Here is a 24,096-nt window from a genome sequence, read left to right as displayed (position 1 = left end):
TAAAAAAAATAAAAGAAGTTAATCTAACTTTTTAACTTCTTCCATGAATTGTGCTTGACCTATCCTTTTCATAGTTGCGGCCAATCTTTCTTTTTGTGGTTTAATAGCTAATCTATTATATGTTTTGATAACTTTAGATATTAGATCAACAATTTCGTCAGTTGTTTCAAGTTCAAGCCTTACTCCTTCAACAACTTCCCTACCAGTTTTTCCACCCACATAAATCTCATATCCGTGGAATTTTGTTTCCCTAGCGTCATGAGGACATGCTTTGATACATTTTCCACAACCATAACAGATTGTATAGTTAGTATAGGACATCTCTCCCCTGATGGAAGGTGCATTTACTTTACAGACATCCTCACATCTTCCACAACCATTACATTTTTCAGCATCGACTTTAGGATAAGTAATACCTGCAATTCCGAAATCATGCACTTGAGGCCTTGAACATTTGTTTGGACAGCCATTAATAGCTATTTTAAATTTGTAGTTAGCAGGCATTTCAGAGAATTTCTCTTCAAGTTCATAACATAGTGCAGTAGTAGGTATCAATCCCAAATGACAGTTAAATTGTCCAGGACATGCCAAAGTTGCTCTTACAAGAGGCCCTTCAGAACCTGTAAGCAAGTCATGTTCATCAAGTTTATCTGTAACTGCCTCTACATCAATTGGTTTAATATCATGAAGCTCATAAGTTCCACGATTTGTAAGCTTGATTCTTGCATCATACTCTTTTGCTATTTTGTTAATGTATTCTGTTTCATCAAGTTGATAGAAACCACTAGGTTTAGCTCTTACACGAATAAAGTAATTTCCATCAGACCTTATACCAGAACCTCCTTTATAATCGTTCCAGTAATATGATACGAATTCCTTATTTTCAATACGTTCGTTGATGTTTTTACGGAACCTATTTAATTTGAATTCAGCTAGTTTATCAATAGCATCCTTATCTGCGCCATCCTGTAAATCAACTGCATCAGCAATATCTTTTCCTTTTTCAGTTCTTACAATAACTGTAGAATATCCATCTGGAGAACCTACATTACCAATGGAAACATCAGCCAAATCAGATGCGAAATCACGACAAACTTCACAACCAGAGAATGTTTCAATGTCTTTTACAGGAATGTCAATTGTCTTATCTTCAGTTTCAATGATAAATTTACCATTAGTAACATCGAACTTTTTAACATCACCAATATCCACTTCATTATCAGCACATACCTTTTTAATTGCATCCAAAGTGAATTTTTCAGTACAGAACAAACCAATCAAATATTCAATTTTTGGAAGCTTGACTGGATATCCCTCATCACCAATCTCAGAGCTGTGTTTTGCAAGATATGGATAATATTGGTATTTTCTAAGACCTTCAACTTGACAAGGAAGTCCAACAACAGCTACTTTCTCAAGACCCATTTCTCCTGCTTTTTTAAGAGCTGACAATGGAGAAATTGCATATTTTGATTTTGCGCTATGATCCAATGCGTCGGCATCCTTAATAATAAGAGAAATTGGTTTCCATTTTACATCGCCGACCACAATAGCTCCATCAATTTTTCCTTTATTAATCAAATCTTTTAAGAAAGTAGTTATTACTCCTCCATCCTGACCGTCATCAGAACCTTTAGCATAGTAATATTCTTCAAAAAAGTCTTCACGAATACTTATTTGATATCTTCCTGAAAATACACGAGGACAGACTTCGTGACACATTCCATGACCAAGACGTCTGCAGTATTCGCCTAATGAAGGACCTTCATCAAAATCAACAAAATTGTTTGGACAAACTATTTCACATGCACCACAAGCCGCACAGAATTTTTCATCGACTATCTTATTTAATAACCATTCAGGATTACTATCATCAGTCAATTTTTTTAAGTAATCTCCAGTATTAATCATTCTGTCTGCAACTTTATTTACAATATCTTCAGTTAATTGACCATTATTATCCTTTTTAGCAACTTCTTTAGCTTCTTTAAGAACCTGGTCAATTAATTGCTGTGACATAGCATCATTTGCCTTGTCTTTAAGGTTATTTATGAAATCTTCAAGCATAATATCTCCTCCAATTAAGTAAAGATAATTAAGCTTTTCTATTATAAAAATATTTCGTGAAAAAAATAGAATATTATTTGAAAGTTTGTTTTTGGTAAAGGAAGGTGATTAGAAAGCACCTCCACCTCCACCACCGGAACCTCCTCCAGCTCCACCAAATCCTCCATTATCGTTACTATTGGCAGAAGCATTACTTGTGGAAATAACACTTGCGAATAAAAGAGGACCTCCAACATTGCTGTAATAATAGACATCGCTGCGGTAATAGTCATCATTTTCAAATGCTGGTTTTATGGTTTTCATAGCTTTGTTGACTGCTTTTGCATCGCCTAAGGCAGTTGCATAAATCAAATATTTATCCCAAATTGCAATAGACTCTGGAGGATGTTGTTTTATTAATGAAAAGTCCTTAAGGAATTTTCTAAAGGCTTCCCATTTTTTATATTGGGTAAAACCTGCCTCTGTCCAATGCCCCGCATAACGGTTTGGCAATAGAAATATGAAAATACCTAAAATAAGGAAAACAAGTCCTTCAATAAATAAAGTTAAAATTGCAGGATTGCTGATAATCGCATAAACCATGACAATAATTGATACTATAGCTAAAATAATGCCATAAACTTTAAACAAATTAGAACCTTTAGAATCGAAGTATTGTCTTAAAAGAGGCCTGACTTCCATGTTTGCATAGTCCCTTCTAATTTTCTTCAGGTTTTCATTGAAAGCCTTTGCCGAATATTCTGATTTTAAATCTGATTTCATTTGATTGAAATCCAAAATACCATTCCTAGCATATGGACTTAAAAGTAATCTTATTATATCATATTTGTATTGAGGCAAATCATCATAATTTTCAGGCAAAATAAGTTTAAGATCATTATTTCCATCATCCTTATTAGCTATTTTGATAATTCCATCCCCAATCATTTCCATTATGGTTGCCTGAATACCATTCTGACTAACTTCCCCCACATTGGATCTTTTTCCAAACATCGCATCAACAAATATCGGAGAATCATCGGTTGGAATCTCATGCTCATAAGGAGCATCATATATCACTTTAGGTTCCCTACCATACCTCAAATAGATACCAACAGGAACTATTAAAGTAATAGCTAAAATTAGCGGCAAATATGAAACTAATGCATCTTTAAAAACAGCACCATTCACATAATCCTCTTCTATCTTAACTAGCTTATCATGTCCGTCCTGACTGATTTTATTTGCATAAACCGGATCTTTGAACTCAGATAAAGGAATCAATGCTCTCACTTCAAGATATTCGTCATAATGACGAGGACCTGATTGAACTGTTAGAGTATTACCACTCCATGAACTTTCAGCATCTGCATCGTACGGATTAATCCAATATTCAATTTTTTGGTCATTTGGGAAGTTAATGTGAGCAACTAACTTTTGAACACCGTTTTCCCATCCATCACCCCATAATTTATACTGGATCTCTCCAACATCATTGTAAATATTAATAACATCCTTAAAATCATAGCTATAATGAATTACCACAGATGTGTCCTTTATAGGTTTGGTTAAATCCTTATCAGAATACAAATAAACTTTTATTTTATAATAACCATCTTCATTATGTGGTTCTGCTTTTGTATAAGCACCATCAGCACTAACCTTTAGATTATCAATAGATTGTCCTTTCTTTAATGGAATTTCCCTATAAACCCCATTATATTTTCCATGAAATGTATAAGTATAAGATTCATCCACTTTTAAAAGACCATTATCCTGAATATTAAGAATAATATCTGCTAAATCAATCGTATAACTCCTATTGTCATCATCATTGGCAAATGCTGTTGGCAATACGGATATTAGAAAAATAGAAATTAGAATAATTGAAACTAATTTTCGATTCATAAAACACCAACTAATAGTTTATTAGATATTATTATAATTTTTAGCTTAATGTATTTTTAGATGGGCATAATCTTGACAAAACAATAGTTATATAATATATTAAAATTATATTATTATAATTAAATAATTTGATTTTGGTTTTATATAGAGTGGGAGAATTTTTTATGAAAAGTAAACTGTTTTTAATAATAATTGTTTTATTAATTGGAATATCTGCAGTTAGTGCAGAAAATAACACGACAACATTTGCTGATGTGCAAAATGCAATAGACAGCGATTGTCAAATAATATATTTGAATAATACAAGCTACATCAGTGAAGGACATGGAATAGTCATTAACAAGGACATAATCCTTGATGGAGCCTATGAAAACGGGACAGGGAAATCAACACTAAATGGAAATGGTCTTTCAAATATAATAACCATAACTAACAATTACAGTGTTGTTTTAAAAAATATTAACTTCATAAATGGAAATAGCAAATTTAACGGAGGAGCAATTTCACTTAACAACGGAACATTAGTTATCTGCGATTGTGAATTTAACAACAATACTGCTTTGAACGGTGGTGCAATATATTCTGCAGGGAATTTGAACATTTATGACGGATATTTTTCAAACAATACATGTAAAAACACTGGAGAAACAATCTATTGTGAAAATGAGTACATTTTATTATCCAATAGCTATTTAAATAGCAATTTAGAATTTTCTTCAGAGGTATATATTGACAGCGTAAATTCAACAAATCTAAAAGCACAATTCCAAGTTGGAAGCGACATTTTTTTAAAATTTATTGGAAATGAAAATTACCAACTTTTAATGTACAACTCATCCTATAATGGGAGTTTGCCATCAAGATATGATTTAAGAGACTATAATCTTACATCCCCAGTTTTAAACCAGGGAGAAACTGGAACCTGTTGGGCACAAGCTACAATAGCCACATTGGAATCATGTATTTTAAAAGCAACTAATGGAGAAAGAGTATTAACCCATGAAGAAAAATTATCTGTTGAAAATTTACTTAATTTGATTATCAAATACACAAATGGCCAAGCAACATACAGCAGCGGAGGTATTTTTGAATTTGCATTGCCATATTTAACCTCATGGATGGGTCCTGTTAAAGAGGTGGACGACCCTTGGTTAGGATATTATATAGATTCTCCAATATTAAACAGTTTAATTCACGTTCAAAATGCATACAATATTGAAAAACGTAATAATGATACTGATCTTGACAATCTAAAAAAAGCTATTTTAGACTATGGTGCAGTTTATACTTCATACACTGACTATACATTATTCCGTACCACAAAAGGAGACTATTACAACCCATACTCCGAAGCTCCAAATCATGCAGTCTGTATTGTCGGATGGGATGATAACTACGACAGACACAATTTCAAAGCTGTTGGAGGAGAGTATCCTGAAGGAAACGGAGCATTCATAGTTCAAAACAGTTGGGGATCCGTTTGGGGTCGTGGTGGTTATTTCTATGTATCATACTATGATAAAACATTCTACAGAGGAAATGATGCATGGACATTTATTTTCAATGATACATTAAGATACAATAAAAATTATCAAAACGAATTATATGGAAAAGGATATGCCTACTACACCAACAAACAGATTACAGTTGACAATACATTTAAAGCCATAGCAGACGATTACCTTGTAGCATTCGGAACATATTTCGATAACTTATGTGATTATAAAGCTCAAATTTATGTAAATGACATATCAGTTTTAAATCAAACCGGAACAAAAAATCAAATCGGATACTACACAATAGAACTGGACAAATACATACCAATAAAAACCGGAGACAAATTCACAATACAATTAACCTATTCCAGCTTAAACGATGAAAACATTAGAGTTTACTTAGCATACGGTCAAAGAACCGCACCTATTAAAGCGTTTACTTCCCAATATCTCTTTGAATCTGTACAAAATAAAATAGATTATGCAAAAGACAATTCTGAGATTTTCTTAAGCAACAAGACATATATCGCTTCAACTGATGAAAAAACAATTGTAATAAATAAAAATATAACAATCAATGGTGCAAAAAACAATGGCGCTGGATTTTCAATACTAGATGCCAATAATTTGATTTCAATTTTTGAAATAGCAAAAGGATGTAGCGTTACCCTTAAAAATCTTTATTTGATTAATTCAAATGGATCTGCAATAATTGTAAATAAAGGATCAAGTGCAACAATATTGAATTCAAATTTCAGCAACAATAAAGGAGAATACGGAAATTCTATTCTTATAAATGGGGAAGGGATAATTAAAAACTGTATTTTCAATAACAAAAATGCTGGAATAAGTGAAATATATGTAAATGGAACTGTTGAATTTGAAAACAATAAAATCAACTCAAAAACAGCCAATATTTACAACAACGGAACAATTACAAGTGAAACCAATTTAGTAATAAATAATGCAGATACTTCATTGAACAAGCCTGTAAGAATAATTGCTAGTTTAACTGATGATAGTGGAAATGCAATTGAAACCGATAACTTGAACATTGACAACATTGGCCAGATGTCCTATTTGGACAACGGATATTATTTAGATTACACTCCAAGAACCGTTGGTCAATATTCATTAACTAGTACAAATGCAAGATTAACAAAATTAAACGTTAAAAAAGGCGTTTTAACTGTCAGACTTACTGATGACATCATAATAACAGGTGGAGATTTCGTTTATGGAACCAAACCGTTTGTAACACTTTATTTGCCTGACAATAAGTTAGGAAAATATAATATTTACATAGACAATAACAAGATCACCACATTTACAGTAAGCACTACAGAAACAAATATCAATATTGCAAACTTGAACGTTGGAAATCACATTATAAAAATTGAAAGTGTTGACAATGCAAAATACTTCAATACAACAAATGTTAATGTTTTAAAAGCAACACCAATATTAGAATTTACTGTAAATGACATAACCTATGGAGAAAAGACTCAAATCGAAATATCATTAACAGATATGGGCCAATCACCATTAAATGAATCTGTTACTGTAACCGTTAATGGAAAAACACAGGCAATAACTTTAGCAAATGGAAAAGCTACATTAACAATTTCAGAAATATTGCCTGCTAAAACATATGCAGTAACTGTAAATTTTGCAGGAAACAACAATTATCTTTCAGCTGCGAAAGAGAAAACATTTGTTGTTAATAAAAAATCATCAAATATACAATTAACTGCAAATAACATTGTTTATGGAGATGCAACCACAGCAACTGCCAAATTGGATTCAGCAACCACAGGAGTTGTTAAATTCTACTTAAATGGAAATTATATTGGAAGTTCCAGAATTGTGAATGGTGATTCAAAATACAATTTAAATAATCTTAATGCAGGAAATTACTTAATAAAAGCTGTTTATGATGGAGATGGGAATTATAATTCAATAGAAAGTCAGAATATGCAATTTAACGTTGCTAAAAAAGAAACAGCAATGAACATTATTTCAAATAACATGAAATATGGTGAAAATGGCCAATTTACAATATCTGTTTTGCCAACAGCAACAGGAACAATAACACTTTATATAAATGACAAATATTATGGAGAAAGCAACATAAACAACGGAATCTCTGTTTTCACCATCAATCCACTCCCAATAGGAAGATATAATGGACTTGTTGTTTATACCGGAGATGGCAACCATTTGAAAAATAATGCCCCATTTGTCTTCGAAGTTGAAAAACTCAAAGGATCAATCCAATATGAATTGTTAAATAATGTTGCTGGAGATGCCAAACTTAAAGTTACAACTCCAATTGAAGACAACAATAATGTGAAAATTTCAGTAAATGGCCAAAACCAAAACATCCAATTGAATAATGGAATAGGAATTATAGATTTAAATAAACTCAATAAAGGAAACCATTCTATTTCAATCCAATATGAAGGAAATATTTATGAGGTAAACGATGTAAATGGACAGATAACAATTTTGCCACCGATAAAATTAGAATCAGAAGACATTTACATGTACCATAAAGATGGAACCAAATATGAAGTTACTCTACTAGATGCATATGGAAATCCAATAGCTAATAAGGCAGTTACCTTAACACTAAACGGAACAAACTTCAAAAACCTAAAATACGACAGAACAACCGACACCAACGGAATAGCTAATTTACCAATAGGCCTTAATGTGGGAGAATATACTATTGCTGCAAGCTATGGTACTGAATCAATTACCAATAAGATTAGTGTAAATACCCCATCTTACAAATTAAGTGAGTACAAAGACATCACAATGAAACAAAAAGACGGAACAAAATACACCATAAAACTAACAGACGAAAAAGGAAACCCACAAACAGGAAAAACAATAACACTCTATCTCAACGGAGCAAACTTCAAAAACCTAAAATACGACAGAACAACCGACACCAACGGAATAGCTAGCTTGCCAATCGGCCTTAATATAGGAGAATACACAATAACAGCAAAATATGAAACACAAACAGCAACAACAAAAATCAAGGTATTGAAACCTACGGCAACAACTTACAAACTAACAGAATACAAAGACATCACAATGAAACAAAAAGACGGAACAAAATACACCATAAAACTAACAGACGAAAAAGGAAACCCACAAACAGGAAAAACAATAACACTCTATCTTAACGGAGCAAACTTCAAAAACCTAAAATACGACAGAACAACCGATGCAAATGGTATAGCTAATTTACCAATAGGCCTTAATGTGGGAGAGTATACAATAACAGCAATTTATGAAACACAATCCATAACAACCAAAATCACAGTATTGAACCAAAACGCACAAACCCCAACAACCTACAAACTAACAGAATACAAAGACATCACAATGAAACAAAAAGACGGAACAAAATACACCATAAAACTAACAGACGAAAAAGGAAACCCACAAACAGGAAAAACAATAACACTCTATCTCAACGGAGCAAACTTCAAAAACCTAAAATACGACAGAACAACCGACACCAACGGAATAGCAAACCTACCAATAGAACTAGCACCAGGACAATACACAATAACAGCAACATACCAAACACAAACAATAACAACCAAAATCACAGTATTAGCTGTAAATTAGAGAAAATCATTTCTCTAATTATTATTTTTATTAATGGCTTTCAATTCTTTTACAATATAATACATCAATACAATAAACACTATAAAAGCCAAAACTAAAATTATGCATATTATTGTTGGATCATAAAAGAAATCTCCAGCAGGGTCAATGAAATCAAGAATTTCTGAGATTAAATTGTTTAAAAAGTGAGCCCCCATTGGAACAAAAATATTATCTGTTTTTATGTATAGGATACACATACATATTCCAAATATGAATGCTGAAAACATCCCGCCATAATCATGACATAATCCAAAAAGGATTGAAGAAATCAATATTGCTAAAATAACATTAATACGTTTATTTAATCTATTAAAAATAACTCCCCTAAATACTAGTTCTTCGGAAACTGGAGCTATTATGATTGTACTGATAGCTGTACCTACTGCAAATAAACCAGATGCATGGGCAATGCTATTGGATAAGTCAAAACTTGTTCCAATGAATAAAATAGATAAATAAATCATACCATATGAAAAGATTAAATTTAATATAACAATCCATGTGATTAACTTTATATTTGAAGTTTTGAATGCGTCAGATAGTTTATTATGAAAATCTAAAGAACATCCCTTCAGTTTATAAGCAATGTAAACAGTCAAAACAATCCATAGCAAGTCATATGGAACTTCAATTAAAAATAGATCTTCAATAATAACCATTGCAAAAATAGTTACAATTCCAACTATCAATAGACGTATAATTGAAATTTGATTTAATTCTTCATTAATTGTTGTCATTAAAAAAATAATATAGAAAAGAAAGTTTAAATAACTTTCCTTTAGCTGTATAATAATTGATATACCTTATTAGTAAATAGGTTTACGTACCCACAAACAATAGAACCAACAAATAACATTATGAATAACACAATTATTCCAATTATTGGATTCATCACTACAAACAGGGACAATATTAACATCACTACTCCGAAAGCAATCACTATAATCATTTCAATAACCCCCATCAATATTACAGTAACCAAATATGGGATAATACCTATCCTATATATTCTGCTTCCAATTGCATTAAAATTAAAAGCTTGTTTAAAACTATTTTCCTTAACCATATTTGCTATTGCGAATGGAGATATGAAGAATATTAATATTGCTCCGAGAATTACACTTACAGCAATTAATAAATTTGCAATATCTGAATTAAAAGCTGCAATATAAAGTCCTAAAACCAATAGGATAATTGGAATAATACAGTATGCCAAGTTTACTATGAATACTTTAATTCCCTGAATGAGCATTAATTTATAGTCCTCAAAGTGAGGCAATTCATCCTCACCTTCATAAACCCTATAAATGTAACCACTTGCAAATAATGAGACTATAAACGATGCAATGGAAAATATTATTAGAATGGCTACTTGTGTTGGAGTAAGAACAGTTGATAATCCATTAATCACTTCATTTAAATTTTGTGCTCCTGCAATTGAATTAATATTTGCTTTTGAAAGTGAGAAGTGATTTCCAATATTTGATAAAATTGTTCCTAAAAGCAAAAGAAGGGAAAATAACACAGCATTTTTAAAATCATGCTGTGGATATTTTAAACCTTTTTTAAGTATATCAGTTAAAGCCATTTATTCACCAAGCCCATATATAAGTCCAGTTACACGTGATGAAAAGATTCCTAAGTATGGAGTTACAATAAAAGAGAATATTGCCTCATAGATAATTAATCCTCCAATCATTACTCCTCCAAAAGCAGCAGGGTTGAAACTTCCAATTGCAATACCAAATACTCCAAATATTCCAATAAGAATTGCAGCAACAACTGCTGATATTACAACACATAATAACATTAAACCTATGAATGTAATAATAAACCTTCCAACACCTATCATTTTTATAATTTCATTTATCCTTTTAAAGTCAAATGCTGCTTTTAATGATCCTTCATTAGCAATCATGTTTGGTACTGCTAAGAATGAATAGAATACAGAAATAATGAATAAAATTATTCCAATAATTGCTCCGAGACTTGAAATAGCATCATTATTGATTGTTTGACCTATAGTACCTATAATAATAAATACCACAATTGGAATGAATAAATATATAAATTGAACAATAATCATTTTAAGTCCGTCAACAAACATGCCTGTAAAATTATCGAATTCAGGAAGTTTGTCTTCACCACCCACCATTCCTTTGGTTCCACTTTCAATAACTCTGTATTGATAACCCGCAATTAAGAAAATTGGGATTATGAGAAAGCTAAAAATGGACAATAATCCTAATTTAAGAAGGACCTTAATATTTTGTCCCGCATATTCAAATGAATCTTTATAAATATCCAAAATCATTTTATCACCTTACTCATCATCATCTAAGATAAAAACTTCTTCTATAAGATCTTTTTCCAATATTTTTGTAATTTTATAAGCCAATAATAAAGAAGGATTATATCTGGCATTTTCAAGAGCATTTATGGTCTGTCTTGTAACACCAACCAAATCCCCTAATTTTTGTTGGCTTAATCCAACCTCTTTTCTTAGTTCTTTAATATTGGTTTTCAAACGATCACCTAATTTTCAAATGTAATAAATATTTGACATTGATATGTATAATATATGTTACATATATACTTTGCTATCAACATATGTAATAAATATTTAACATAAATATGTATAATATATATTACATATAAACTTTACTAATAAATATTACAAAAAATAAATATAAACCTAATAAAAATTGAGATGATAAAAATGGCTATACATCCAATCGAATTCAGATATGGTACCCCGGAAATGAAAGCTGTCTGGGAAACTAAAAATAAGTTACAAAGAATGTTAGACGTAGAATCCGCACTTGCACAAGCAGAAGGGAAATTAGGAATAATCCCACAAGAAGTAGCAGATGAAATTGCAAAAAAAGCAAATACAGATTATGTAAAAGAAGAAAGAGTAAACGAAATCGAAAAAGCAACAAAACATGATATCGGAGCTCTAATCAAAGGTCTTGGAGAAGTATGTGACAATGATGCGGGAGAATATGTCCACTTCGGAGCAACCTCAAATGATGTTGTTGATACCTCAAACTCATTATTAATCAAAGATTCAGCAGAAATAATTAAAGACAAAATCAAAACTTTAACAGAAATAATGCTTAAGTTAGCTGAAGAAAATATTGACAAAGTAGCTGTTGGAAGAACCCACGGACAACACGCACTTCCAATTACCTACGGAATGAAATTCGGTCTTTGGGCTGACGAATTACACAGGCAATATGAAAGAGTAAACCATGCAGAGCAAAATGTTTGTGTTGCAATGGTAGATGGAGCAGTTGGAACTACAGCTGCACTTGGAGAACAAGGTTGGGAAATTCATAAAACCGTTGCAGAAATCTTAGAATTACCTGCAGCATCAATTACAAACCAAGTTGTTCAAAGGGACAATCATGTTGAATTTATTATGGCATTAGCTAATCTTGCATCAACATTAGATAAAATTGCATTAGAAATTAGAAATCTCCAAAGAACAGAGCTTATGGAAGTTGGAGAATACTTCGACCCAGAAAAACAAATGGGAAGTAGTACAATGCCGCATAAAATGAATCCAATTACAGCAGAACGTATATGTGGTGTTGCAAGAATTGTTAAATCATTTGTAAATGCAGCTCTCGACAATAATCCTCTCTGGCACGAAAGAGACCTTACAAACTCCTCTTGTGAAAGAATAATGTTCCCTGAAAGCTGCATATTAACTGATTACATATTAAACCTTACAATCAAATTAATGAGTAATTTAGTATTCTATGATGAAAATATTGAAAGAAACCTTAACTTAACAAATGGATTAATTATGGCTGAAAGATTGATGGCAGAACTTACCAGAAGCGGGATGGGTAAACAAACTGCATATGGAATCGTAAGGAAAAATGCAATCAAAGCTAAGAAAGAAGACAAATTACTTGGCGATTTAATATTAGAAGATGAAGAAGTACAAAAATACTTAACTGAAGAAGACGTTGAAGCAATTATGAATCCTCATACATACATAGGCTCATCAAAAATTATTGTAGAAGAATTAATTGAAAAATCAAAAGATTGGTTTTAGATAAGTGAAAACTATGGCTTCAATAAAAACATTAAAATCATTAGATATAAGTTCTGTTACTATAATGGTAACAGCAATATCTATTGTTTTTGCAATAATATTTTCAATAATCCTTTTAATTGCATTTGGAATCATATCTTCAGCCTACGTTGGAATAATGGCAGTCATAGTTCCAACAGTAATCTGCGGAACAATTATAGTAAGTATTTATCATACGTTTATTGAAAGCTTCCTATACAACCTAATAGCTAAAAAAACTGCTATCGTGTTTGCTTTTGAAGAAGATGGAAGCATATCAAAAATTAGCACTACTTCAACAGCAATCATTTGTGCTATTATTGTAACAGTGTTGCTAATCATCGAATATTTGGTTGGAATAGTTTTAATTCCATTGCTTTTGAGTTCTGCAGTTCAAACACTAATGTTAAGTGGACAAAGCCAAATGGCATTTACCTTATATCAAATGATTATGATGATTTCAAATCCTACATTCAGTATTGGAATCATTGTAGGGGCATTTATAGGAACATTCATCTACATATTGATTGGAACATATGTCTACAATTATATTGCTGGAAAGGGTTATCCAATAGAAGTTAGAATAAAAGATAACAACACACTTGAAAGTATTGATATCAAAAGCTTTGCAACTGCAATAGCTATAATATCTGCAGTTTTAGGATTGATAAGTGGACTATTATCCCTAGCATCTGGTGGAAATATCCTTAGCATAATTATTTCAGTTATTGTTGAATTTATTTTAGGCTTTATAATTGCCACAATTATCGGATTGCTTTATAATAAACTTGGACCAAATGTAGGCAAAATTAAATTCGAATTGATCGACGAGTAAACTCTCTCGATTAAACTTTTTTTTATTTATTAAACATTTCAACCATTTTATTTAAAACATTTATAAATTTAGATTAACCTAAAAATTAATATATTTATAAATGAAAAAATACCATTATAAGTAGGTGAGAAAAATGGTAATGGAAAAACTAACATTAAATATCAATGGAGAACATGATGACTTTATAGTTTATGACATAATCAGCAAAATTATGACCCTGGATGGTGTTGAAGATGCTGAATATGATGCTGGAATAGAACTAGCGAAAATCACAATAGACCCTGAAAAAGTATCAAAAGAAGACATTGAACTAGCTGCAAAAGAAGAAGGATATAGTGTAACATTCCAATAAGGTGGTAACAATGGCCCGTCTTAAAGAAATGGATTTGCCAATAGAAGGTATGCACTGCGCATCATGTGTTTTAAGTTTGGATAAAACATTTGGGCGAGAGGAAGGTGTTGAATCTGTAGAGGCAGACCTTGCAACAAATAAATTGAAATTAGTAGTAAACCCTAAGAAAATCTCATTTGAAAAAATACAGACATTAGTGAAAAATTTAGGATTTAAAATTCATACCGATGAAATCAAATTAAAAATACATGGAATGCACTGCGCATCATGCGTTATGAATGTTGAAAATTTTCTAATGAGATTGGATGGAATATTTGATGTGAAAGCGGATTTGTCATCTAACAGTGCTAAAATTTATTATGACAAAAATAAAGTATCCTTAGATGAAATGAAAGTTGTAATTGAATCTCTCGGATTCGAAGTCATTGGAATTGACGGACAATTAGATGTGAATGAAGACGAAATTTATCAAAAAGACCTTAGAGACAAATTATATAGAATAATAGTCGGGTTTTTCTTCTCAACCGTACTGATGGTTCTAATGTATGTTCACTGGCATCCGTTTGGGTTATCAATGGGCATGGTATCCCTTATCATTAGTATCGCTCCATTTCTTTATGTTTCACTTCCAATTCTTAAAGCGGGCTGGAACGGCCTTACCCATAAAAATTTAAATATGGATGTAATGTATTCAATGGGTATTGTAGTTGCTTATGTTTCAAGTATTCTCGGTACATTCAACATAGTTCTTGATCATTCTTTCATGTTTTATGAAACAGCTATTATGCTTCCTTCATTCTTATTAATTGGAAGATATTTAGAAGCCAGAGCTAAAAAAAGTACTTCCGATTCCATTAGAGAACTAATTGGACTCCAACCAACAAATGCAACCAAAATTACTTTAGAAAATGGGGAAATTGTAAAAGAAGAAGAAATCCCAATTGCCCAAATTCAAATTGGAGACATAGTTCTTGTGAGACCTGGAGATAAAATACCCGTTGATGGAATTGTAATTGGTGGAGAATCATATGTTGATGAATCAATGATTAATGGAGAACCCATACCAAAAACAAAAACAGTAGACTCTGAAGTTTTTGCAGGTACTTTGAACCAAGATGGAGTTCTACAAATCGAAGCCTTAAAAATAGGAAAAGAAACAGTCTTATCAAACATTATAAGACTTGTGGAAAAAGCACAAAGTTCTAGACCTCCAGTTCAAAAAATTGCAAACACAGCTGTAAGCTACTTTATTCCAACAATCCTTACAATAGCAATAGTTGTATTTATAATATGGTACTTCCTAGTTGGATCCACACTTCTATTTGCACTTACCACATTAATTTCAATTTTAGTTGTTGCGTGTCCATGTGCATTAGGTTTAGCTACACCAACAGCAGTAACCGTAGGAATTGGAAGAGCTGCAGAGTTTGGAATCCTTATTAAAAATGGAGACACATTAGAAAATGCGGGCAAAATTAATGTGGCTGCATTTGATAAAACAGGAACAATAACAGAAGGTAAACCACAAGTAGACGACATTATAACCTATGGAATCTCAGAAGAAGAACTTCTGCAAATTGCTTCAACTATTGAGAAAAATTCAAATCATCCAATAGCTAAAGCAATAGTGAAAAAAGCCAAAGAAATGGATGTTGAACCATTGAAAATCGAAAACTTTGAAAATATTACTGGAAAAGGTCTTAAAGCAGAAGTTAATGGTGAAACAGTTCTTGCAGGAAATATAAGTTTAATGAATGATTTCCTGATTCCTGAAGAGGTATTGATCCAATACAGAAATCTTGAAAATGAAAGCAAAACAACAATTTTGATAGGTATAAATGGAGAAATAAAAGGAATTATAAGTCTTTCAGACAAAATTAAAGAAAACTCCAAAAGAACCATTGAAGAATTGCACAAAATGGGAATTACAACTTATATGCTTACAGGAGATAATGAAAAAACAGCCCTCAATGTAGCAGAAAAAGTTGGAATCGATAATGTAGAAGCAAATGTACTTCCTGAAAATAAGCTAGACATCATTAAAGATATTCAAAGCAATAATAAAGATGGAAAAGTATTATTTGTAGGGGATGGTATTAACGATGCTCCAGCACTTACACAAGCAGACATTGGAGTAGCTATGGGAAATGGGACAGACATAGCTATGGAAAGCGGTGATGTCGTAATAATGGAAGGAGATTTAGAAAACGTTGTTGCAGCAGTACAATTCTCTAAAAAAGTAATGAGAAGAATTAAAGAAAATATATTCTGGGCATTTGCTTACAATATGATTTTAATTCCATTAGCTGCAGGAGCCTTATATGCCAGCTTTGAACTTATGTTTATGCCTGAATGGGCAGGTCTTGCAATGGCATTGAGTTCTGTGACTGTAATATCTCTTTCATTGGCACTTAAACGTTATGTGCCACCAGTTAAAAGAGGAATTTAAAACCTTTTTTAACTTTTTACCATTTTTCCCATAAATTCATATAAGAAATTTAAAACAATATTTTAACTTTTTACTATTTTTCCATCCTGAATAACACATAAGATATTGTCATTATTTGCTAAAAGATCAATATTAGCTAAAGGATTTCCATTAACCATGATTAAATCAGCAATGTTTCCACGTTCAATTGCACCCAAATTATCTTTTCCTAAGAATTCGGCAGCCTTGACTGTACCGCTAGCTATTGCTTCTGCAGGACTCATACCAATATCAACCAAGTGCCCCAGTTCCTCCAAATTATGACCATGAGGAATAACCCCACTATCTGTTCCCATCAATATGTTTACTCCTTTTTCATAAGCCATTGATACATTTTCCTTTTGCACTTTGATAATTTCCTTTAATTTGGCTTTCTTTTCAGCCCCATAATTATCCCATGCCGGAAAACCATTTTCATATAAAAAATGATGTACAAGCAATGTAGGAATTAAAGAAACATTAAAATCTCTCATTTCCCTAGCTATTTTTGTATCTATAAATGTACCGTGCTCTATTGAATCGAAGCCTGCAAGAATCGCATTTTCTATTCCTTTAAGACTGTGACAATGTGCTGATACTTTAAGATTGTTCGTTTTAGCCTCTGCTACGATCGTTTCCAATTCCTGAGTATTGAACTGCGGATCATCAGGAGAAGTGTTAGTGGTTAAAACACCACCACTGCACATTACCTTAATAAAATCAGCACCCGCCCTTTTAACTTCACGGGTTTTTTTAAGAACCTCATCAGGACCATCACATCTTCCCTTTGGAAAACCAGGATACATTATTTCCATATCAAAACCTGAAGGCAGCATCAAATCAAAATGTCCTCCAGTAGACACCAAAGGAGTTATTGAAAGCTCCATTTTAGGACCTGGAAACAATCCCCTTTGTTGAGCCAGCTTAACACTTAAATCAGCTGACCCGCAATCCCTTATTGTTGTAACACCTGCATTTAATGTTTGCAGACAATGTGGAACACCATTATAAAAATGAATACCTAAAGGATTAGCCATGTTTTCTTCTTTATGGAATCCTTTTGCAAGAATATGAGTATGAAGATCTATAAATCCAGGTAAAAGAAAATCATCCTCCCCATCGATTAAAATCCCATCGGATTTTATGTTAAAGGGAGATATCTCTTTAATAATATTGTCTTCTATTAAAATATTTCCATGAAGAATATCATTTCCAGGATTTAAAATATTAACATTATTAATTACGATTTGCATAGAAAACTCCTACAAGATTGTTATTGTGCCTTCATTTCCATCAACTTCTACAGATGTTCCGTTAATTAACCCATCAATATTCTCTGGAGAATCAACCATTGGAATGTCAGACATTATTGCTCCGGTTGCTATAATAGGTTCTGCTTCAATACATATAATTGCATTGGGAGCAGTACCATTCTTTTTCATTTGGAAAATTACATAAGAACCAACAGTTGAACCTTTCCCACCAGGAATAAATAAAACCTTGCCTTTGATGTTTTCCCCTTTAAGTTCATGATTAGGGTCAATTATAATTCCAGTTTCAGGATCTACACCTCCCAAAAAGCTAATAGGTTCGCTACTAACAATCAATTCTCCCTTTCCAATTCCTTTTCCAATATTTCTTGCTTTAATTACCATCTAGACCACATCTTTTTTCATGATTTCCCTTAAAACAGCTGTTGCATAAGAACCTTTATTAATTGAAAATTCTGCCAAAACTCCATCATCAGTCGCTGTGGCTGATGTGTCCCAAACTTTAAACCTCATTGCACGCCTAAGACCATGGCTTCCAAGACGAGGCATTTTAGGAACCTCAAAATCTGATTTTTTTAAATTATAACTATTAAGAACATCTTTTTCCATTTCTCCAACCTCACCCTCAGCAAATGGAACTTTAGTACCATATAATGGAGAAGTAGGATTCGCTTCGAAGTTTAAAATCATTTCTTCAAATTCCTCAGGAGTTTTATCACGAACAATATGTTCCTCATTATCTATTACTATATCTCCTTCAATATAATTATTAATTCCCATTTCCACCCTTCTGCTAACGGCATCATTAAATAAGAAAGATTGGTAAGCATGTACAAACATTCTTTGAAGAGGTTTTGGAAGAGCATATAACGCATTTTTATAAGCCTTATCATTGAGTTCCCCTTTTCTGGAATCTTTAATCAATTCCCTAAGCATCATTTTTTCATAACGCATTCCTTTGCCCATTAAATCTAAAGATTCCTGTAGCCTACCCTCATCATAAGCCTGACGCGCTTCTTGATTTTGAGGATGTTCCTCATCGGTGGGATTTCCAATGTATCTTCTAACGGCCTCCTGCAAGTCATTTTGAACTAGGGCCTCTCCAACCAAGTGAGTATTGGTCCTTGGTTTTCCAAAACGTTGCCAACCGAAATAATTAGGAACCCCGGTAACTTCCAATTGGGCCAATACGTCCCTAGCTATCTCAGCACTTTTTTCAATATCATCCAAATCCCTTATAAGAATTTTAAATTTGTTGCCCTGGAGCTGACCCATTCTAAGCTTTTTACGACCACGAGTAACTTTTAAAAAATCAGTTTTATATATATCCAAAGCCTTAACTTCTTCCATTTGAGCTTCAGAATCCATATTAGCTATACAAATCCATTGTTTGGTTCTAGCTTTTTTATCCTTCATTCCAGCAAAACCCATTCTCTTACGAGAAATATGCAAGTCGCGAGAAATATCTAAAACAACATCCAATGTGGTTCTGCCTATTTTTTCAATCCAAATCCAAATATTTGGACCTTCACCTGTTGGAACTAAATCTGGAATTTCTTCAACATAAAAGTCCTCATATTGATTCCTAATAGTTCCTCCAATTCCTTCCTCTTTGGTTACATAACTATTAGCGTTTAACATTATATCACGTGAAATATAATAAAATAAATGCCCCGACCGGGATTTGAACCCGGGGAATAGGATCCGCAGTCCTACGTGTTATCCAAACTACACCATCGGGGCTAATTTAAAAAAATAGTACAGTTTAATATATTGTTTTTTTAGTATTTAAAATTAAGTAATGAGATTGAATAAAGTATAAATATTAAAAAGAGTATACAATAAAAAAAGGTGATTATATATGTTATCTGAAAAAATGGAAAAAGCTTTAAATGATCAAATGACTGCAGAATTTCACTCCGGATACTTGTATTTATCAATGGCAGCATATCTTGAAGAATTAGATTACCCAGGATTTGCTAACTGGATGAAAGTACAAGCTAAAGAAGAACAAGATCATGGAATGAAAATTTACAATTACATCATTGCTAGAGGAGCTAAAGTTACATTAGAAGCAATTGAAGCACCTCAAACCGAATGGGATGATATCGAAGCAATCTTTGCACACGTATTAGAACATGAACAATTAGTAACTTCATTAATTAACAATCTTGTAGACTTAGCAATTGAAGAAAGCGATCATGCCACTAACCAATTCTTACAATGGTACGTTGCAGAACAAGTTGAAGAAGAAGAGAATGCAATGGAAAACCTCGGTAAAATTAAAAGAGGTAAAAACTCTGCAGATATCTTATTTATGCTTGATGCAGAATTCGCTAACCGTATCTACACTTCAGAAATATAAAAATGAATGCCCTTTTTGGGCACAACTTTACTTTTTTTTAAATTACCATGTATATAACACATAATAATAATCGTCACAAAATCTTGATGCAACATTTAAATTATTTGCTGCATTGATATTTCCATTAGAACTGATTTTATCTTTGTTTAAATGATTCGTTTCTGTAAAATAATAGTTCTTTTTTAGACCAAGGATTTTAAACTTTTCATCGCATAGCGACGATACAATTTTGACACTTCTTTTGGAATTCTTATTCTCCTTTAAGATATTGGTGATTTCCTCAAGAAAACTTACATCAGCAACATCCACCTTACTAGACAACTGCTCCATAATATCCTGAGAAGACTTGAATTCATAAACAGAAGAAGAGACAGACTCATTTGGAACGGACAAAACCAAATTAAATATTGAAAATACTGTAAAAATAAGTATAATGGCCAAAATGCCATCAATAATTTCAAAATAACCTTTATCATTCATAAAGATATTTTAAACAAAAAAATTTAAAAAATTAAAAGAAGTGTGAAAAAATTAATTTTCACGGATGTGTTTTATCACACGTTCCTTTTTAGAAATTGCCCTATCAGCAGCTTCCTGAACCTGTGCCTTCATGATTTCAAAGTCTTCAGGAGTGGTATCCCCAACAAGCTTCTTGATTTTTGTATAGGCAGCTTCCCTAAATTGTGGAACAAGCTTTTCAACGCTACCGTCTTCACGAATTAAATTTGGAGAGCCTGTATCATCCACAAGTCCAATTTCAGAAATTAGAACCCCTGCATCAGAAACAGCTTTCTTAACATCACTAACATATTCAGGAGGCACTATAAGCATCAATGAATCTGTAGAAACACCCAAAGGATCAATATCTAATTCTTGAAGCATGTTTAATACATTTGGAGCAATTGTTTTGTTGATTTCATCTTCATAAAACTCCAAACCAACACCAGTGGTGTTTGAAATTTCATGAGCATCTCCACGAAGTCCACCATTGGTTACATCAGTCATTGCATGAATATCCTTAACTAGATCCGCTTCAAAAAGAGCATGAGATGCTTGAACAAAATTTACATTCATAGTATCCCAAACCACATCAAAATAACCATTATAGATAGCTGTGGTTGTGATAGTTCCACCACCAGAACCTTCAGTCAAAAGAATAACATCCCCAGCAGTAGCTCCTTTTCTTGCAGTTGGAGGATAATTTGAAACACCAACACTTCCAACAGCGGAAACCAGCCTATCACCTAAAACCATATCTCCACCAACACGTAAGGTACTTCCAGCCACAATTGGAACATCCACAAGTTCGGACACCGCAGCTACACCTGCTGTAAAGTCAAATAATTTTCCAACATCACCATCATCAGCCAAATGAATGTCACTTAAGATAGCTACCGGATCTGCACCCATTACACAAACATCACGCAATGTTGCCCTAGTTACATGAAATCCACCTAAAAACGGATATTCACTTAAACGTGAATGAATTCCGTCAACTGCAGTAGTGACATACAATTCGTCGTTGTCTGCTTGAGCACGAACTACTCCCCCATCATCCTGTTCTGATGGATTTACCAGAGAGGCAGTATTTGTACTTGCAACAATTTCCGCTATTTTTCTGTGAACAAAAAAGTCACCTGCTCCACGAGAACCAACTCCCATTTTTCCCATAGCTACTCCCGCTTTAGGAATTGCGACAATATCTTTTAAAAACTCATCACCACATTCTTCAAGCTTAAGAGTTGTTTTAACTTCATCAATTACACTGTCTGCAATTAAAAGAGCATTATCCTCATCAACATCCTTATATTCACGAATTCTAGATGCTAAGATAGTTTTTAAATCGTCCTCTTCCACATCTTCAATCCTATCTCTAACAAAACCTTCCATATCCATGTTTTCATCTTCTTAAATTAATAAAATTCTTCAAAATCTTTAATCCGTCACGCCCACTTTTTTCTGGGTGAAATTGAGTAGAAAATAAATTATTCTCAGATAATGCTGCAACTACATCCATACCATAATCGGTAGTGGCTGCAATAACATTTTCATCCTCAGGAACAGCATGATAAGAATGAACAAAATAAAAGTATTTGCCATCAACGCCCTCAAAAATAGGGCTGTCATTTACAATTTTAATTTTGTTCCATCCCATATGAGGTATTTTCAAATCCACTGGCAAATATTTAACAGAGCCTTTAAAAAAGTTTAAACCATCAACACCCAATGATTCTTCGCTATCGCTCATGAAAAGCTGTTGACCAAGACAAATTCCCAGAAATGGTTTATCATCCTCCACATGTTCATAAATAACCTCTTTAAATGGCTGTATATTTTTCATAGCTTCACCGAATGCACCAACACCTGGCAAAACAAGATGTTCTGCATTGGCAATTTTTTCAACATCATTTGTCACTTCAACATCACAATTTAATTTTCTAAAACCATTAGAAATACTTCTAAGATTTCCACTTTTATAATCAATAATAGTTATCATAAAATCAACTTATTTTTCCCATTCAATAGCGGATCTAATCATTGAACCAAAATCAGAATAGACAATTTCATCTGTTCCTAATGTCTTAGAATGTGCATCTAACTCTGCAACTACATTATCATAACCCAAATCTTTTAAAGGTTCTACAAGACGAGGCCCATCTGTAATAGCAATTGTATGACCCTCAAAATCTTCAACAGGAAATGCATGAGGAACTCCAAATACAACCAACATGTCAGGATTTAAATCTTTTAAATATTCTCCCGCAACGTTACCAGTTACAGGATATTCATCAAGACCACCAGTAATATAATCAATAGGAATATCCAATTGACCCTTTATATTAGTAGCATGATTTCTTATTCTTGGAAGGCCAATATTCTCATCCAAATTTGCTACAACAATAGGCTTATTATCAGGATTTATATCTTCATATTTAAAGTTTAAGATATCTGCAAACAAGTAAGTAGTTTCTTTTTTAGCATTTAACACAAAAGCAACCTTTTTACCTTCCTTGATTGCCTTTACAATCATTCTCGCTACTTCTTCCTTATTGTCTCCAAAATTAGGCCTAATATATTTTCCTTGAGCCATACCTCGAGTTTTTTCTATTTCTGTAGCCTTTTTGAGCATTTCAATTTGCCTATCTGCTTCCTCACGAGGGATAACCCCACAATCAACTGCAGAATCAAGAACAATAATGGCCCCTTCTGTGTTATCCCCTTCACCAAAACCACCATGGGATTCGGCAGGAATTACAGTACAGTCTAAATCAGCATTAGCAATTGCTTCTTTTAAGTCTTCACCAATAATCATACTGGCACATGTTCCGACAACACCTATTAAAGAAGGATTGAACATTTCATAAGCATTTCTTAAAGTTTCTTCAAGCTTTTCACCAGCACCTAAAATAAAATCATTTTCAGCCATAGCAGTTGTTAAAACCCTAACACCATCACTTTCAAGAAGTCTTCCTGTTCTAAAACAACAGCCATGAGGACCATGCATGATAATTACATCAGCATTCATATCCCTTAATGTATAAAGAGATGCTGCTATCGGACTTGGTCTTGGATGCACGT

Annotated in this window: 19 protein-coding genes and 1 tRNA gene; 6 read left to right on the top strand and 14 right to left on the bottom strand. The window is 32.7% G+C overall.

Annotation, left to right across the window (positions count from 1 at the left end; all coding sequences use genetic code 11):
- Positions 1 to 18: 18 nt before the first annotated feature.
- Positions 19 to 2,067 (bottom strand): Coenzyme F420 hydrogenase/dehydrogenase, beta subunit C-terminal domain, encoded by a 2,049-nt coding sequence (locus Q4P18_RS00495; protein ID WP_303334395.1) that lies wholly within the window; start codon positions 2,065 to 2,067, stop codon positions 19 to 21.
- A 108-nt stretch (positions 2,068 to 2,175) separates the two neighbouring features.
- Entirely contained in the window at positions 2,176 to 3,954 is a 1,779-nt protein-coding gene (locus tag Q4P18_RS00490; protein WP_303334394.1) for a DUF2207 domain-containing protein, read from the bottom strand.
- A gap of 164 nt (positions 3,955 to 4,118) precedes the next feature.
- Here Q4P18_RS00490 and Q4P18_RS00485 point away from each other — a divergent pair, with 164 nt between their 5' ends.
- Positions 4,119 to 9,098, top strand: coding sequence for an Ig-like domain repeat protein (locus tag Q4P18_RS00485; protein WP_303334393.1), 4,980 nt, complete (start codon positions 4,119 to 4,121; stop codon positions 9,096 to 9,098).
- A gap of 14 nt (positions 9,099 to 9,112) precedes the next feature.
- On the opposite strand, the gene Q4P18_RS00480 is transcribed toward Q4P18_RS00485, so the two are convergent.
- Genes Q4P18_RS00480 through Q4P18_RS00465 form a run of 4 tightly spaced genes read right to left on the bottom strand, consistent with a single transcriptional unit; the run spans position 9,113 to position 11,667 of the window.
- Positions 9,113 to 9,877 (bottom strand): CPBP family intramembrane glutamic endopeptidase, encoded by a 765-nt coding sequence (locus Q4P18_RS00480; RefSeq protein WP_303334392.1) that lies wholly within the window; start codon positions 9,875 to 9,877, stop codon positions 9,113 to 9,115.
- A 41-nt stretch (positions 9,878 to 9,918) separates the two neighbouring features.
- A complete protein-coding gene (locus tag Q4P18_RS00475; RefSeq protein ID WP_303334391.1) occupies positions 9,919 to 10,728 on the bottom strand; it encodes a DUF4013 domain-containing protein in 810 nt (269 codons plus the stop codon).
- Positions 10,729 to 11,454, bottom strand: coding sequence for a DUF4013 domain-containing protein (locus Q4P18_RS00470; RefSeq protein ID WP_303334390.1), 726 nt, complete (start codon positions 11,452 to 11,454; stop codon positions 10,729 to 10,731).
- A 9-nt stretch (positions 11,455 to 11,463) separates the two neighbouring features.
- Positions 11,464 to 11,667: a helix-turn-helix transcriptional regulator gene (locus Q4P18_RS00465; protein ID WP_303334389.1), complete on the bottom strand. Its 204-nt coding sequence runs from the start codon at positions 11,665 to 11,667 to the stop codon at positions 11,464 to 11,466.
- 192 nt (positions 11,668 to 11,859) lie between these two features.
- Here Q4P18_RS00465 and purB point away from each other — a divergent pair, with 192 nt between their 5' ends.
- The 4 genes from purB to Q4P18_RS00445 all read left to right on the top strand — a co-directional run bounded on the left by purB (position 11,860) and on the right by Q4P18_RS00445 (position 16,863).
- On the top strand, positions 11,860 to 13,209 hold the full coding sequence (gene purB, locus Q4P18_RS00460; RefSeq protein ID WP_303334388.1) for an adenylosuccinate lyase: 1,350 nt from the start codon (positions 11,860 to 11,862) through the stop codon (positions 13,207 to 13,209).
- Between the two features lie 13 nt (positions 13,210 to 13,222).
- A complete protein-coding gene (locus Q4P18_RS00455; RefSeq protein WP_303334387.1) occupies positions 13,223 to 14,062 on the top strand; it encodes a hypothetical protein in 840 nt (279 codons plus the stop codon).
- A 133-nt stretch (positions 14,063 to 14,195) separates the two neighbouring features.
- The gene (locus Q4P18_RS00450) at positions 14,196 to 14,414 is read left to right on the top strand and encodes a heavy-metal-associated domain-containing protein (protein WP_303334386.1); all 219 of its coding nucleotides are present in this window, start codon (positions 14,196 to 14,198) and stop codon (positions 14,412 to 14,414) included.
- A 10-nt stretch (positions 14,415 to 14,424) separates the two neighbouring features.
- A complete protein-coding gene (locus tag Q4P18_RS00445; RefSeq protein ID WP_303334385.1) occupies positions 14,425 to 16,863 on the top strand; it encodes a copper-translocating P-type ATPase in 2,439 nt (812 codons plus the stop codon).
- 62 nt (positions 16,864 to 16,925) lie between these two features.
- Here Q4P18_RS00445 and Q4P18_RS00440 read toward each other — a convergent pair whose 3' ends face one another.
- From Q4P18_RS00440 to Q4P18_RS00425, 4 genes are all read right to left on the bottom strand, one after another.
- The gene (locus tag Q4P18_RS00440) at positions 16,926 to 18,134 is read right to left on the bottom strand and encodes an amidohydrolase family protein (protein ID WP_303334384.1); all 1,209 of its coding nucleotides are present in this window, start codon (positions 18,132 to 18,134) and stop codon (positions 16,926 to 16,928) included.
- A gap of 9 nt (positions 18,135 to 18,143) precedes the next feature.
- Positions 18,144 to 18,536 carry a DUF126 domain-containing protein gene (locus Q4P18_RS00435; protein ID WP_303334383.1) on the bottom strand — a complete coding sequence of 131 codons (393 nt, stop codon included), beginning with the start codon at positions 18,534 to 18,536 and terminating at the stop codon, positions 18,144 to 18,146.
- On the bottom strand, positions 18,537 to 19,793 hold the full coding sequence (gene truD, locus Q4P18_RS00430; RefSeq protein ID WP_303334382.1) for a tRNA pseudouridine(13) synthase TruD: 1,257 nt from the start codon (positions 19,791 to 19,793) through the stop codon (positions 18,537 to 18,539).
- Between the two features lie 28 nt (positions 19,794 to 19,821).
- A tRNA-Arg gene (locus Q4P18_RS00425) sits at positions 19,822 to 19,895 on the bottom strand.
- 118 nt (positions 19,896 to 20,013) lie between these two features.
- Here Q4P18_RS00425 and Q4P18_RS00420 point away from each other — a divergent pair.
- Positions 20,014 to 20,517: a ferritin gene (locus Q4P18_RS00420; protein WP_303334381.1), complete on the top strand. Its 504-nt coding sequence runs from the start codon at positions 20,014 to 20,016 to the stop codon at positions 20,515 to 20,517.
- Positions 20,518 to 20,559: 42 nt separating this feature from the next.
- Here the strand turns inward: Q4P18_RS00420 and Q4P18_RS00415 are convergent, their stop codons facing one another.
- The 4 genes from Q4P18_RS00415 to cfbD are packed head-to-tail and all read right to left on the bottom strand — an operon-like array spanning position 20,560 to position 24,094.
- Positions 20,560 to 20,997 carry a hypothetical protein gene (locus tag Q4P18_RS00415; protein WP_303334380.1) on the bottom strand — a complete coding sequence of 146 codons (438 nt, stop codon included), beginning with the start codon at positions 20,995 to 20,997 and terminating at the stop codon, positions 20,560 to 20,562.
- A 51-nt stretch (positions 20,998 to 21,048) separates the two neighbouring features.
- Entirely contained in the window at positions 21,049 to 22,413 is a 1,365-nt protein-coding gene (locus Q4P18_RS00410) for an AIR synthase-related protein (protein WP_303334379.1), read from the bottom strand.
- A gap of 4 nt (positions 22,414 to 22,417) precedes the next feature.
- Entirely contained in the window at positions 22,418 to 23,014 is a 597-nt protein-coding gene (gene hisH, locus Q4P18_RS00405) for an imidazole glycerol phosphate synthase subunit HisH (protein WP_303334378.1), read from the bottom strand.
- A 9-nt stretch (positions 23,015 to 23,023) separates the two neighbouring features.
- Positions 23,024 to 24,094, bottom strand: coding sequence for a Ni-sirohydrochlorin a,c-diamide reductive cyclase catalytic subunit (gene cfbD / locus Q4P18_RS00400; protein ID WP_303334377.1), 1,071 nt, complete (start codon positions 24,092 to 24,094; stop codon positions 23,024 to 23,026).
- Positions 24,095 to 24,096: the final 2 nt, after the last annotated feature.

Source organism: Methanobrevibacter sp., assembly GCF_030539665.1.
GTDB lineage: Archaea > Methanobacteriota > Methanobacteria > Methanobacteriales > Methanobacteriaceae > Methanocatella.
Note: the sequence above shows the minus strand (reverse complement) of the source record. Positions and strands in the feature narration are given on the sequence as shown.

Bases quoted from the DNA above. Each gene is read 5' to 3' on its own strand.
- Q4P18_RS00495 (WP_303334395.1), bottom strand. From the start codon at position 2,067: ATGCTTGAAGATTTCATAAATAACCTTAAAGACAAGGCAAATGATGCT.
- Q4P18_RS00490 (WP_303334394.1), bottom strand. From the start codon at position 3,954: ATGAATCGAAAATTAGTTTCAATTATTCTAATTTCTATTTTTCTAATA.
- Q4P18_RS00485 (WP_303334393.1), top strand. From the start codon at position 4,119: ATGAAAAGTAAACTGTTTTTAATAATAATTGTTTTATTAATTGGAATA.
- Q4P18_RS00480 (WP_303334392.1), bottom strand. From the start codon at position 9,877: ATGACAACAATTAATGAAGAATTAAATCAAATTTCAATTATACGTCTA.
- Q4P18_RS00475 (WP_303334391.1), bottom strand. From the start codon at position 10,728: ATGGCTTTAACTGATATACTTAAAAAAGGTTTAAAATATCCACAGCAT.
- Q4P18_RS00470 (WP_303334390.1), bottom strand. From the start codon at position 11,454: ATGATTTTGGATATTTATAAAGATTCATTTGAATATGCGGGACAAAAT.
- purB (WP_303334388.1), top strand. From the start codon at position 11,860: ATGGCTATACATCCAATCGAATTCAGATATGGTACCCCGGAAATGAAA.
- Q4P18_RS00455 (WP_303334387.1), top strand. From the start codon at position 13,223: ATGGCTTCAATAAAAACATTAAAATCATTAGATATAAGTTCTGTTACT.
- Q4P18_RS00450 (WP_303334386.1), top strand. From the start codon at position 14,196: ATGGTAATGGAAAAACTAACATTAAATATCAATGGAGAACATGATGAC.
- Q4P18_RS00445 (WP_303334385.1), top strand. From the start codon at position 14,425: ATGGCCCGTCTTAAAGAAATGGATTTGCCAATAGAAGGTATGCACTGC.
- Q4P18_RS00440 (WP_303334384.1), bottom strand. From the start codon at position 18,134: ATGCAAATCGTAATTAATAATGTTAATATTTTAAATCCTGGAAATGAT.
- Q4P18_RS00435 (WP_303334383.1), bottom strand. From the start codon at position 18,536: ATGGTAATTAAAGCAAGAAATATTGGAAAAGGAATTGGAAAGGGAGAA.
- truD (WP_303334382.1), bottom strand. From the start codon at position 19,793: ATGTTAAACGCTAATAGTTATGTAACCAAAGAGGAAGGAATTGGAGGA.
- Q4P18_RS00420 (WP_303334381.1), top strand. From the start codon at position 20,014: ATGTTATCTGAAAAAATGGAAAAAGCTTTAAATGATCAAATGACTGCA.
- Q4P18_RS00415 (WP_303334380.1), bottom strand. From the start codon at position 20,997: ATGAATGATAAAGGTTATTTTGAAATTATTGATGGCATTTTGGCCATT.
- Q4P18_RS00410 (WP_303334379.1), bottom strand. From the start codon at position 22,413: ATGGATATGGAAGGTTTTGTTAGAGATAGGATTGAAGATGTGGAAGAG.
- hisH (WP_303334378.1), bottom strand. From the start codon at position 23,014: ATGATAACTATTATTGATTATAAAAGTGGAAATCTTAGAAGTATTTCT.